This window comes from Lutibacter sp., assembly GCF_041596795.1.
Classification (GTDB): domain Bacteria; phylum Bacteroidota; class Bacteroidia; order Flavobacteriales; family Flavobacteriaceae; genus Lutibacter.
The window spans coordinates 1-14,401 of record NZ_JBFHHX010000091.1; the positions used below are offsets into that span (position 1 = coordinate 1).

The 14,401-nt window shown below is 30.5% G+C and carries 9 protein-coding genes; 7 read left to right on the forward strand and 2 right to left on the reverse strand.

Annotated elements, in window-relative coordinates; translation table 11 throughout:
- From ABY298_RS10965 to ABY298_RS10985, 5 genes are all read left to right on the forward strand, one after another.
- Positions 1–1,854: glycoside hydrolase family 97 protein (locus ABY298_RS10965; RefSeq protein ID WP_372746098.1), on the forward strand; the 1,854-nt coding region annotated here is incomplete at its 5' end.
- A gap of 6 nt (positions 1,855–1,860) precedes the next feature.
- Positions 1,861–3,735: an alpha-amylase family glycosyl hydrolase gene (locus tag ABY298_RS10970; protein ID WP_372746099.1), complete on the forward strand. Its 1,875-nt coding sequence runs from the start codon at positions 1,861–1,863 to the stop codon at positions 3,733–3,735.
- Between the two features lie 287 nt (positions 3,736–4,022).
- Positions 4,023–5,009, forward strand: coding sequence for a 6-phosphofructokinase (gene pfkA, locus ABY298_RS10975; RefSeq protein ID WP_372746100.1), 987 nt, complete (start codon positions 4,023–4,025; stop codon positions 5,007–5,009).
- Between the two features lie 29 nt (positions 5,010–5,038).
- A complete protein-coding gene (gap, locus tag ABY298_RS10980) occupies positions 5,039–6,046 on the forward strand; it encodes a type I glyceraldehyde-3-phosphate dehydrogenase (RefSeq protein WP_372746101.1) in 1,008 nt (335 codons plus the stop codon).
- Positions 6,047–6,076: 30 nt separating this feature from the next.
- The gene (locus tag ABY298_RS10985; RefSeq protein WP_372746102.1) at positions 6,077–6,937 is read left to right on the forward strand and encodes an N-acetylglucosamine kinase; all 861 of its coding nucleotides are present in this window, start codon (positions 6,077–6,079) and stop codon (positions 6,935–6,937) included.
- On the opposite strand, the gene murF is transcribed toward ABY298_RS10985, so the two are convergent.
- Positions 6,923–8,182, reverse strand: coding sequence for a UDP-N-acetylmuramoyl-tripeptide--D-alanyl-D-alanine ligase (murF, locus tag ABY298_RS10990; protein ID WP_372746103.1), 1,260 nt, complete (start codon positions 8,180–8,182; stop codon positions 6,923–6,925). The genes ABY298_RS10985 and murF overlap by 15 nt on opposite strands.
- 64 nt (positions 8,183–8,246) lie before the next feature.
- On the reverse strand, positions 8,247–9,947 hold the full coding sequence (gene gldJ, locus ABY298_RS10995) for a gliding motility lipoprotein GldJ (RefSeq protein ID WP_372746104.1): 1,701 nt from the start codon (positions 9,945–9,947) through the stop codon (positions 8,247–8,249).
- 169 nt (positions 9,948–10,116) lie between these two features.
- Here gldJ and porU point away from each other — a divergent pair, with 169 nt between their 5' ends.
- Both porU and ABY298_RS11005 read left to right on the forward strand, forming a co-directional pair.
- The gene (gene porU, locus ABY298_RS11000) at positions 10,117–13,920 is read left to right on the forward strand and encodes a type IX secretion system sortase PorU (protein ID WP_372746105.1); all 3,804 of its coding nucleotides are present in this window, start codon (positions 10,117–10,119) and stop codon (positions 13,918–13,920) included.
- A 35-nt stretch (positions 13,921–13,955) separates the two neighbouring features.
- Positions 13,956–14,401, forward strand: a 446-nt coding sequence (locus tag ABY298_RS11005; protein ID WP_372746106.1) for a PorV/PorQ family protein, incomplete at its 3' end; no start/stop codon positions are given.

Consider the following 14,401-nt stretch of genomic DNA (forward strand, 5'->3'; position numbering starts at 1 on the left):
GAAACTTGGCAAATGCCTTGGGGAGAACAATTAGATGTTGTAAATAATTATAATGAGTTAAAAATTGAACTACAAGAAACATCAGAATTAAAAAGAAAACTAAACATTATTTTTAGAGTTTTTAATGATGGAATTGGTTTTAGATATGAGTTTCCTGAACAGGAAAATTTAAAGGAAGTATTTATTACCGATGAAAATACACAGTTTAATTTAACTGGAGATCATAAAGTTTGGTGGACACCAGGAGATTGGGATATTTACGAGCATTTATTTAGTACTACCAATTTTTCAAAAATAGATGCATTATCAAAAGCAAATCATCCTGATTTAGGGCAAACTTTTATTCCAATAAACGCTGTAAATACTCCAGTAACTATGAAAACCGAAAGCGGTTTGCATTTAAGTTTTCACGAAGCTGCATTAATTGATTATGCAGATATGACTTTAAAAGTAGATACCACTAATTTTACAATGATTAGCGGATTGGTAGGTTCTGCTAATAGAGATTATAAAGTGGCTAGAACTGTTCCTTTTGAAACACCTTGGAGAACCATTCAAATTGCTGAAAAAGCAGGCGAATTAATTGAATCTAAGTTAATTGTAAATTTAAATGAACCAAATAAATTAGGCGATGTTTCTTCTTGGGTTAAACCAACAAAATATATGGGAATTTGGTGGGAAATGCATTTAGGAAAATCTACTTGGGATATGAGTGCTCAGCAAGATATGACTTCGCATACAACTGAATTAAAACCACATGGAAAACACGGTGCAACTACTGAAAATGCAAAAGCTTTTATAGATTTTTCAGCAAAAAATAATATTGGCGCTGTGTTGGTTGAAGGCTGGAACACCGGTTGGGAACATTGGATTGGTTTTGAAGATAGAGAAGGTGTGTTTGATTTTGTAACTCCTTATCCTGATTATGATTTAAAAGAAGTAGTACGTTACGGAAAAGAAAAAGGTGTTGAAATTATTATGCACCACGAAACTTCTGCTGCAACTAAAACTTATGAAAAACAGCAAGATACAGCGTATGCATTAATGCAAAGTTTAGGAATTCACGCAGTAAAAACTGGTTATGTAGGTAAAATATTACCAAAAGGAGAATATCATCACGGGCAGTATATGGTAAATCAGTATAACAATGCCGTAATTAAAGCTGCTAAATACCAAGTGGCAATTAATGCGCACGAACCAATTAAAGATACTGGTTTACGAAGAACCTATCCAAATACAATTTCTAGAGAAGGTTTGCGCGGACAAGAATTTAATGCTTGGGCAAGTGATGGTGGAAATCCAGCAGAACATTTACCAATTGTTGCTTTTACAAGAATGTTGGCAGGACCAATTGATTATACTCCTGGAATTTTTGATATTAAATTTGATAAATGGAAAAAGGAAAATCAAGTAAATACTACCATAGCTCAGCAATTGGCTTTGTATGTGGTTATTTACAGCCCAATTCAAATGGCAGCAGATTTAATTGAAAATTACGAAGGAAATCCTGCATTTCAATTTATAAAAGATGTAGGGGTAGATTGGCAACAAACAAAAGTTTTAAACGGCGAAATAGGCGATTTTGTTACCATTGCTAGAAAGGAAAGAACATCAGAAAATTGGTTTGTAGGTGGAATTACCGATGAAAATGCAAGAACAATGGAGATTGATTTTAGTTTTTTAAGTCCAAACACTACATATTTAGCAACAATTTATGAAGATGGAAAAGATGCAGATTGGGATAAAAATCCAACTTCAATAAATATTAAAAAATTAGAAATTTCCAATAAATCAAAACAAACTTTTCTGTTAGCTCCAGGCGGAGGTTTTGCAATAAGCTTGATTAAAAAATAAAATATTATGAAAAAAACAATCATAGGAGGTTTTGCAAGTCTATTTATTATTTTAGCAGCTTGTAAACAAGAAAAAAAGGAAGAACAACAAACTATGGAAATTAAAAAAAATCAAAAAGAAGTTGTTTATCAGGTTTTTACACGTTTGTTTGGAAATACAAACACAACCAATAAACCTTGGGGAACGATAGAAGAAAATGGCGTAGGAAAATTTAACGATTTTACTGAGAAAGCCCTTCAAGAAATAAAAGATTTAGGAGTTACCTATATTTGGTATACAGGTGTGCCTCATCATGATGTAATTAGAGATTATACAGAATTTGGTATATCTAACGACGATCCAGATATTGTAAAAGGGCGCGCAGGTTCACCATATGCAGTAAAAGATTACTACAATGTAAATCCAGATTTAGCGGTAAATCCAGCAAACAGATTGCAAGAATTTGAAGCGTTAATTAAACGTACTCATAAAATAGGTTTAAAAGTAATTATTGATATAGTTCCTAATCACGTAGCTCGTAATTATGAAGGAAAAACAAATCCTGCAGGTGTTAAAAGTTTTGGGGCAACAGACGATAAAACTGTTCAGTATCACGTAGATAATAATTTTTATTACAATCCTGGAGAAGCTTTTAAAGTTCCGTTTTGGGAACATGGCTATTTACCTTTAGGAGGAGAAAAACAAGCTTTAGCTGATGGTAAGTTTGAAGAGATTCCTGCAAAATGGACAGGAAATGGTTCTCGTTTATCGCAACCTAATATTAACGATTGGTACGAAACTGTAAAAATTAATTATGGTGTAAGTCCTGATGGACGTAAAGATTTTGATGAATTACCAGAAGGTTTTGATAGTAAAGATTATAAAGCACATTTTGAGTTTTGGAAAGATAAAAAAGTACCAAGTTCTTGGGTAAAATTTAGAGATATTGCTTTGTACTGGACCCAAAAAGGTGTGGATGGCTTTAGATATGATATGGCAGAAATGGTTCCTGTTGAATTTTGGAGTTATATGAATTCATCTATAAAAATGGTAAATCCAGATGCTTTTTTATTGGCAGAAGTATACAATCCAGATATGTATAGAGATTATATTCGTAAAGGGAAAATGGATTATTTATACGATAAAGTTGCTTTATATGATACTATAAAAAATATTATGCAAGGTCATGGTTGGACAGATCATATTATTGGGATTCAAGATTACAAAGCTGATATTGAGCACAATATGTTGCACTTTTTAGAAAATCATGATGAGCAACGTATTGCAAGTCCAGATTTTGCAGGATCAGCAGAAAAAGGAAAACCAGCAATGGTGGTTTCGGCAACTATTAGTACTTCACCTACTATGATTTATTTTGGACAAGAAGTTGGAGAGCCTGGAGCTGAAAAAGCAGGTTTTGGTTCGCCAACCAGAACTTCAATATTTGATTATGTAGGTGTTCCAACACATCAACGTTGGATGAATAATAAAAAGTTTGATGGAGGTTCTTCAACACCTCAAGAAAAAGAACTTCGAGATTTTTATAAGCGGTTGTTAAATTTCACCATTAATAGTGATGCCTTAATGGGGAAATACGCCGAAATTCATAGTTATAATCGTCAAAATGTATTTAACTATACCCATAAAGTATTTTCATTTGTTCGATGGTCTGAAAAAGAAAAATTAATTATTGTTGCAAATTTTGATGCAATGGTTAATTATGATTTAGATCTTCAAATTCCACCAGCAATTATTAAAGAATGGGGGTTGAATGATGGAACTTATACACTGCAAGATCAACTGTATAAAAAATACAAAACTAAACTTATTGTAAAAGATGGAATAGGGTTTTTTAACATTGAATTAGATACATTAACATCATTTATTTTTAAGGTTAATTAACAAAATTATATAGTAATCAGTAATATTTATAAAACAATCTGAATTTTAAAAAAAACTCCTAAGCTATTAGGAGTTTTTTATGTTTAATAAAGTATAGTTTGGATATATTTCTATTATCAAGTATAAATTGTTATTTTTGTATGCATTTTAAAATTAAAAATATATTTAAAATGCTGAAAAAATGTGATTTAGCAAGGTTTTCTTATCGAAATCGTTTTAGTGAATATTGGTAGCGATTGTAGGAAAAAATAGCATTAAAAAGTACCTTTGAACAATAATTTTAAGTAATGAATGAACCAATTAAAAAAATAGCAGTTTTAACTTCTGGTGGAGATGCGCCAGGTATGAATGCTGCCATACGTGCCGTTGTTAGAGCATGTACATATTATAGAGTAGATTGTATTGGTGTTTATAGAGGATACCAAGGTTTAATAGAAGGAGATATGGAATCTCTTTCGGCTCGCCATGTTAGTAATATTATAAACAGAGGAGGTACAATTTTAAAATCTGCAAGATCTGAAGAGTTTAGAACCAAAGAAGGAAGAGCTAAAGCATACGAAAATCTTAAAAAAGCTGGAGTAGGTGCGTTAGTTATTATTGGTGGTGATGGTACTTTTACAGGAGGATTAAAATTTATTGAAGAATTTAATTTTCCAGTAGTAGGAATTCCAGGAACTATTGATAACGATATTTATGGAACTGATAACACAATAGGTTATGACACTGCTTTAAATACAGTAGTTGAAGTAATTGATAAAATTAGAGATACAGCAAGTTCACATAACCGATTATTTTTTATTGAAGTAATGGGGCGTGACGCTGGGTTTATTGCTTTAAATGCCGGGATTGGGGCAGGAGCTGAGGAAATCTTAATTCCAGAGAAAAACTTAGGTTTAGACAGGTTGGTAGAATCTCTAGACAAAAGTAGAGAAAAAGGAAAAACATCTAGTTTAGTTGTGGTTTCTGAAGGTGATAAAATTGGTAAAAACGTATTTGAATTAGCCGATTTTATTAAAGAAAAATATCCTTTTTACGATATTAGAGTATCAGTATTAGGACATATGCAACGTGGTGGTTCTCCAAGTTGTTATGATAGAGTTTTAGCAAGTAGATTGGGTGTTGCAGCAGTAGAGGCATTACTAGATAGAACTTCTGGAGTTATGGTTGGTATTACAAACAACGAAGTAACTTCTGTAGGTTTTAATAAAGCTATTAAAATGAACCACGATATTAACGAAGAATTACTAAAAGTTGCTGAAATAACTTCAGTATAAATAATTGATTAATAAATAAAACGATAAAAATGTCAACAATTAAAATTGGAATTAACGGATTTGGTAGAATAGGTAGAATTGCATTTAGAGTTGCAATGGAAAGACCAAACATTGAAGTAGTAGGAATTAATGATTTATTAGATGTAGATCACTTAGCTTACTTATTAAAATACGATTCAGTACACGGTAAATTTAACGGAACTGTTGAGGTTGTAAACGGAAACTTAGTTGTAAACGGTAAAGAAATTAGAATTACTGCTGAACGTAATCCAGAAGATTTAAAATGGGATGCTGTACAAGCAGAAATCGTATTAGACTGTACAGGTATTTTCACTTCATTAGAAGGAGCTGGAAAACATATTACTGCTGGAGCTAAAAAAGTTGCAATTTCTGCACCTTCAGCTGATGCCCCAATGTTTGTAATGGGTGTAAACAATAAAGAAATTACAGCAGCAAATACAATTGTATCTAATGCTTCTTGTACTACAAACTGTTTAGCACCTTTAGCTAAAGTTATTAATGATAACTTTGGAATTGTTGAAGGTTTAATGACAACTGTACACGCTACAACTGCAACTCAATTAACTGTTGATGGTCCTTCAAGAAAAGACTGGAGAGGTGGTAGAAGTGCTTTAGCTAATATTATTCCTTCTTCAACTGGAGCTGCAAAAGCTGTTGGAAAAGTAATTCCTGAATTAAACGGAAAATTAACTGGTATGTCATTTAGAGTTCCAACTCCAGATGTATCTGTAGTAGATTTAACTGTTAGAACTAAAAAAGCAGCATCTTGGGATGAAGTAAAAGCAGCTTTAAAAGCAGCTTCTGAATCAGGAGATTTAAAAGGTGTTTTAGGATATACTGAAGAAGCTGTAGTTTCTCAAGATTTCGTATCAGAATCTATGACTTCTGTATTTGATGCTGAAGCTAGTATTGCCTTAAACGATAATTTCTTTAAATTAGTTTCTTGGTATGATAATGAGTTTGGTTACTCAACTAAATTAGTTGATTTAGCTACTTACATTGCTAACGTAAAGTAATTAATTATCAATAAAAATATATATTAAAAAATGATTCTAATAGCAGACGGAGGTTCTACAAAAGCAGATTGGATTTGTTTAGATACATCTGGAAATCAGGTTTTCAAAACAAGAACCAATGGATTAAATCCTGAAATTTTAAATGACGATTCCATAATGGGACGAATGTTAGAAAATGAAGAAATATCAAATTGTAAAGACCAAGTAACAGAAGTTTATTTTTACGGTGCCGGTTGCGGAACTGAAAGAATGACTGCACTTTTAAAGTCTATATTTGAATCATTTTTTGTTAATGCTAAAGTTACAGTAAAAGAAGATACTTTTGCAGCGGTGTATGCAGTAACTACAACACCAGGAATTGTTTGTATTTTAGGAACAGGATCTAACAGTAGCTATTTTGATGGTAAAAATGTTGAAACTAGAGTTGCATCTTTAGGGTACATTTTAATGGATGAAGCCAGTGGTAATTATTTTGGAAAAAAATTAATTCAAGATTATTATTACGGAAAAATGCCTAAAAAAGAAGCAAAACTTTTTGAAGAACAATTTGATTTGGATGCAGATACTATAAAAAGAAATATTTATAAGGAAGAAAATCCAAATGCTTATTTAGCAACATTTGCTGAGTTTTTATTAAAAAATGAGCGTACAGCTTACTTTAATAAAGTACTTAGAGCAGGTATTGTAGATTTCTTTAAAAACAGAGTTTTAACTTATCAAGAAAGTGAACATGTACCAGTACATTTTGTTGGGTCTATAGCTTTTTTTGCTAAAGACATTATAGAAGATGTTGCCAATTATTACAGAATTGTTTTAGGTAAAGTGGTAAGAAGACCAATTGACGGTCTTATTGAATACCACCAAGAAAAACTAAAATTAGAACAAGTCTAAAATTCTTTCTAAAGCCATTCCTCGTGAACCTTTAATTAGAATTGTAGCATTATTAATATTTAATTTGTTTTTTGAAGCTTTAAAAGTTTCAAAACTATCATAAATAAAAGCATTTTTTGCACTTGTTGTAGAAAATGCTTTTCCTATTAAATACACTTCTTTAAACTGATAAGAATTTACTAAATCCGCAATTTTTTGATGTTCTATAAAGCTATCTTTTCCCAATTCAAACATATCTCCTAAAAAAACTATTTTTGAACTGTCTTTTAATTGATTAAAGTTTTCAAGAGCAGAAGTCATACTACTTGGGTTTGCGTTATAGGCGTCTAAAATAATTTTATTTGTTCCTTTATCAATAATTTGAGATCTATTATTAGATGGTGTGTAATTCTCAATTCCTTCTTTAATTTTTTCAATAGAAACATTAAAATAGTTACCTATAGCAATAGCTGCAGCAATATTGTTAAAATTATATTTACCAATTAACTTACTAGTAATTTCTATACCTTTAAAATTAACTTTTACAAACGGATTTGCTTCAACAAATTTTATATCGTTCTCACTAAAGTTAATAGTTTTAATTCCTTCCGATTGCTTTATTTGAAGGTTATCATCAGCATTTACAAAAGCAATACCATTAGTACTTCTTAAAAAATTATACAATTCAGATTTTGCTTTTATAACACCTTCAACACTGCCAAATCCTTCTAAATGAGCTTTTCCAAAATTTGTAATATAGCCATAGTTTGGTTCGGCTATGTTGCACAATGTTTCAATTTCTTTTATATGATTTGCACCCATTTCAACAATACCAATTTCTGTTGCTGATGTTATGGATAAAAGGGTTAAAGGCACTCCAATATGATTGTTTAAATTACCTATGGTAGCTGTAGTTTTGTATTTTTTTGATAACACAGCATTTATCAATTCTTTTGTAGTTGTTTTACCATTACTACCTGTTAAAGAAATGATTGGAGTGTTTAATTGTTTTCTGTGGTAATTTGCAAGTTTTTGAAGTGTTTCTAAAACATTAGAAACTAAAATTGTATTAGGATGTATATTGTATTTTTCCTCATCAATTACCGCATATCCAGCGCCATTTTCTAAAGCATTTAAAGCAAAAGAATTTCCATTAAAACTGTCTCCTTTAAGAGCAAAAAAGATACTTCCTTTTCTAATTTTTCTTGTGTCAGTATCCACTAAAGAGCTCTCTAAAAAAAGCTGATATAATTGTTCTATTTTCATAATTTAAAGATAAAAAAAACCTCACTAAAAAATTAGTGAGGTCAATAAATTTATTTAACAAAAATTAATAGTTCACTTTTGTTGTAGTTGGTTTTCTTCTTTTGTAAGTCATTGGTCCTAATCTATCTGTAGCGCATCTAAAACCAATATAGTTAGTGGCCATATATTCAGGTAAATATCTTCTTTGTGAAGGATCTAACCAATATTCTCTATCTTTCCAAGAACCTCCTTTAAATACGCGTGATTTATCACTAATTAAAGTATTTCTCTTTTCTACATCATACTGTTGCATTAACAAACCACTTTCTCCAATTACTCTTGGTTTAATAGGTGAGTTATACATTCTTGGTTTACTTTCTAATTCGTCTTCATTTTTGTTGTATAATTTTGTAGAAGCCAAATCACCATCTTTTGCATCAACGTTATATGCTTTTTCATAATTATTACGCATATAAGCATCACGCTTTGTAACAGGTACGTATTTTATGCTTCCAGGTAATTCTTTAGCAATTAATTTACCATTGTCTAAAGTGTCAAATTCAACCGAATTATCATCAACCATAACAACTTTTCCTTCAGCATCAATCATTTTTTTAGTAAATATGTTACCTCTAAAATAATTAAAATCATTAGCATCATTATCAATTATTGGTCTATAAACGTCTGCAACCCATTCTGCAACGTTTCCAGACATATCGTATAAACCAAAGGCATTAGGATCGTAAGATTTTACTGAAATGGTAATATCTGCACCATCATTACTCCAACCAGGAACACCGCTATAATCTCCTTTTCCTTGTTTAAAGTTAGCTAATTGGTCTCCTTTATAACGTTTTGATTTATTTCTGGTATATTTTCCATCCCAAGCGTATTTTTTTCTTCCTCTAATGTTGTTATATTCTCTATTTTCAACAATAGCTTTTGCTGCAAATTCCCATTCAGCTTCTGTAGGAAGTCTAAATTTAGTACTTAAAATTCCATCAGAAACTTTTACGTGTCTTCCTGTAAATTCATCTCTTGAAGGTCTAGCTTCTCCTTTTTTTCTTGCTACATTACTAGGAAGTCCTTTATTATAAATAGTTGAATCACCATTAAAAAGTAAGTTAGGATTTTCTAAATAAGCATCTGTGTTAAAATGATTTTGACCTTGAATTAGTAATGTATCTGATTTAAATAATGGATTTAAAACCCCTTTATCCATCAATATTTTTTCATTAACCATATTGGTTCTCCATTTGCAATATTGATTTGCTTGTACCCAACTAACACCTACAACTGGATAATCTGCATACGCAGGATGTCTTAAATAATTTTCTGTAAGTAATTCGTTAAAACCTAAAACATCTCTCCAAACTAATGTGTCTGGAACTGCAGATTGGTAAATATCTGCATATCTAGGATCGCTAGGAGGGAATACTTTTTCCATCCATTCTAAATAAAATAGGTACTCAGAGTTTGTAACTTCGGCTTCATCTAAATAAAAAGATCGTACTTGTTGTTGCACAGGAGTAGTGTTCCAATCAAATAGAACATCATCTTGTACTTGTCCCATAGTAAAAGAACCACCTTCAATTAATACCATTCCAGGAGGCGCTTGTTGGCCTTTATAGTTAGTGTTTGAAGAAAATCCTCCAGAACTTTTATCTTTTGAACTCCAGCCAGTTAGTGATGATGAATTGTTACTGGATCTATTATGGCAACTAACAATAGCTATGCTAATAATTCCTAATAATAAAAACTTAGTAACATTAAAAATATTTTTCATATTCATTTTAATATTAAGTAGGGTTTAATGTGTCGCAATTTACATTAAAATAATTTTTTTACAACAAAAATTTTAATTATGTTTTATTCTAACGATTGTTTTTCAACATTATTATATGTAATGTTGCATTATATAAAAATAACAATCAATTATTATCGTTTATAATTTGATGAAAAAATACAAAATTTATTTTATAGCGCTTTTTATTTTTGGATTAAATTCGCTTTGGGCTCAAAAAAATGTTTCAAAAAGTTTTTTATTGGAATGGAATGATAATGTAAGTTTTGCAATTTCTATATCAAATACTACAAAAACAAGCCTAATAACAAATAATACTTTAAATGAAGATTTGATTCCTACTTTTAACCAAACATGGAGTGTGGATAAAGGTGTTGAAGTTAGCTCGTTTTCTGTTACAAATGCGGTATATGAAAGCATTCCTTTTAGTGAAAATCAATTTGTGAAGAATTTTAAATTTTCAAATGAATTAGATGTGCAGCTAAATGTTGTAAATCAGCGAGATGAGTCTAATATTATTCTAAATGTTATTCCTTATATTTTTGAAGGAAATGTTATTAAAAGATTAAAATCTTTTAATTTAAACTATAATTTAAGTCAGGTTTCTAATAAAAATTTAAAAGATGCTGTTGTAGAAAATTCCGTATTAGCCACCGGTAGTTGGTATAAATTTGCTGTAGATACTACAGGTGTTTTTAAAATTGATAAATCATTTTTGCAAAAATTAGGTGTTGACACTAAAAATTTAAATCCGAAAACAATACGAATTTTTGGAAATGGTGGAGGTTTATTACCTGTTTTAAACAGTGGAACCCGTGCAGCAGATTTACAAGAAAATGGAATTTACGTTAGTGGAGAGGCAGATTTAAAATTTGATAGTGATGATTATATTCTTTTTTATGCAATAGGACCACATGTTTGGGAGAAGGATACAGCCTCTAAATACAATTCAAGGCATAAATATAATATCTACAGCGAAAAAGCGTATTATTTTTTAAATGTTGGTGATGAGCAAGGGAAACGAATTGAATCTCAATCTGCTATTACTTCTACTACAAGTAATCAAATAACTACGTTTAATGATTTTGTTTTTTTTGAGCAAGATTTAATTAACTTGTACAGTGCAGGGCAACAATGGTTAGGCGATACTTTTGGAGTTGAAACAACACGATCTTATTCAATTCCTTTTGAAAATATTAACGAGTTAGAACCCATTTTTGTAAGAGTTAGAAGTGTTGCAAGTTCTGGTTTAACTTCAAGTATGAGCGTTTCTGTAAATAGCCAAAGTTTTTCAACAATTAGTTTTCCTGCAATTAGTGGTTTAACAGATGCTATTGGCGTAGAAAGCAGCAATACTGTTTCGGCTTCAGGAAATTCTGTAAAGGTTGCTTTGTATTATAATAATGGTGGAAATCCAACAGCAAGGGCTTACTTAGATTATATTGAGATAATTGGAAGTAAAAAATTAAAAGCTAGTGGTAGTCAGTTTTCTTTTAGAAATTTTGATGTTGCAAATAATACAGGTTTGTATGAATATTCGATTGAAAATTCTAACCAAATTTATCAAGTTTGGAATGTTACCGATTTTTTAAATCCAAAAATTATTTCAAATCAATCTTCAAACTCAAATTTTACCTTTAAGGTAAACGGAGGAACTTTAGAAGAATATATAGCGTTGAACGAAAATGATTATTTTAAGCCAACAGTAATTGAAAGCAATGCAATTGCAAATCAAAATTTACATCAGCTAAAAAATATCGATTATTTAGTAGTAACCTCAAAAACGTTAGAATCTCAAGCACAGCGTTTAGCTGATTATCATTCAGAAAATTCAAACCTAATTTCCAAAGTGGTAACAATAGATGAAATTTATAATGAATTTGCTTCTGGTTCACCTGATTTAACTGGAATTAGAGATTTTATTAAACATTTATACGACAATGCTACTACCAATAAAATTAAATATGTTTGTTTATTTGGAGACGCATCATACGATTATAAGGATAGAATAGGAGGTAACACCAATATTGTTCCTGTAGTAGAAGCTTATGATAGTTTTAATTTAGCATCTTCTTATGTTACGGATGATTTTTATGGAATGATGGATAGTAATGAAGGTGATTTAAGTTCGTATAACAGACAAGATATAGCAACAGGTAGAATACCAGTTTCAAATGTATTAGAAGCACAACAAGTTGTAGATAAATTATTGCAATACTACGGTAAAAAATCTTACGGAGATTGGAACTCAAATATAACATTAATTGCAGATGATATTGATGCTACAGGAGAAGAAACGCTTCAAATAAATATGGAGAAAATTGCCGATACAATTGCAAATCGAAAGCCCTTATTCAATTTAAATAAAATTTATTTAGATGCATATAAACAGGTTACTACATCAGGCGGAAATAAATACCCAACAGTAAATACAGATATTGTAAATACAATTGAATCTGGTACAGTAATGGTAAATTACTTTGGTCACGGAGGTGAAAACGGATGGGCATCAGAGTCGGTTTTTAACGTTTCTGAAATAAAAGAGTTAACAAATGAATATAAATTGCCATTATTTGTAACTGTAACTTGCGAGTTTTCAAGGTTTGATAATCCGGGTCATAGTACAGCTGGAGAATATTTATTGTGGAATTCAGAAGGGGGAGCTTCATCTTTAATATCAACAACCAGAGAAATTTATATAAGTGTTGGACAATCTTTTAATGAAGCTTTGGTTAAAAACTTATTAAATTTTAGCGGAGAAGATAATACCATTGCAGAAGCATTAATGAAAACAAAAAATAGTTTTTCTACATCTCAGCGGTACTTTATTTATATGATTGGAGATCCGGCTATGAAAATGAAATTACCAACCGTTGATATTAAATTAAAAACAATGAACGGGGTTGCTATGGAACAATCTAAAGATACAATTAAAGCATTATCTTATGTAAAGTTTACTGGTGAAGTAACAAATAATTTAGGAGAGGTTTTAAACGATTTTAATGGGGAATTAGATGTTACCGTTTTTGATAAAGAAATTATTAAAGAAACATTAGATAACGATAATAAAAATATTACAATGCAGTTTGATGTTATTGAAAGTAAAATATTTAAGGGAAAATCTAAAGTTGAAAATGGACAATTTGAATTTGATTTTGTTACTCCAAAAGATATAAAAATAGCTTATGGAAAAGGAAAATTAAGTTTTTATGCAACGGATAATGTAATTAATAAAGGTGGATACAACGCAGATATAACTATTGGCGGCATAAATACGGATGCTCCAGAAGATTCTCAAGGTCCAACTATTCAGTTGTATATGAATGATTTAAGCTTTATTGACGGTGGAAATACTAATGAATCACCATTATTTATTGCAGTTTTAGAAGATGAAAATGGAATAAATACTTCAATAACAGCTATTGACCATGATATTATAGCCATTTTAGATGGTGACGAATCCAATCCAATTGTTTTAAATGATTATTATGAGACAGAACTAAACACCTATAAAAAAGGAAAAGTTAGTTATTTATTTAAAAATTTAGAACCAGGATTACATACAATAACCCTAAAAGCATGGGATACTTACAATAATTACTCAGAATCAACGTTTACATTTTTTGTAGTTGATGATAGCGAATTGGTTTTAACAAACGTTTTAAATTACCCTAATCCGTTTGTTAATTATACAGAGTTTTGGTTTAATCATAACAAACCAAATGAATTATTAAACGTTCAAGTGCAAATTTTTACTGTTTCAGGAAAATTAGTAAAAACAATTAATGAATCGGTTATAACAGAAGGAGGGTTGTGTAGGTCTTTGGTTTGGAATGGGTTAGATGATTTTGGATCCAAAATAGGAAAAGGAGTTTACGTATATAAATTAAAAGTGAAAGCAGTAACATCAAATATTTCTGCTCAAAAAGTAGAAAAATTGGTAATTCTTCAATAAGAAATTGAGATATTTGTAAAGTTAAATATATAATAATGAAAAAAATTACTCTTGTATTAATAATAGTTCTTACCTTTTTTAAAAGTAATGCTCAAGATGATCCAAACCCTATAACAACCGCTGCGCCGTTTTTATTAATAGCGCCAGATGCTAGAGCCGGAGGTATGGGAGATATTGGTGTTGCTACATCACCAGACTCTTATTCGCAACATTGGAACGCCTCAAAATTTGCGTTTATGAAATCTCAATTTTCAATTGGGGTTGTTTATACACCTTGGCTTAGAGAGCTTACAAACGATGTTTTTGTTGGAGGTTTTAGCTTTGCAAATAAAATAGATGATAGAAGTGCCTGGGCAACTAGTTTAAGTTATTTTAATTTAGGACAAATTGATTTAACCGATGAATTTGGTGGTGATCAAGGAACTGAAAATTTAAACGAATTCTCTTTAGACGGTTCGTACTCTCTTAAATTAAGTGAATC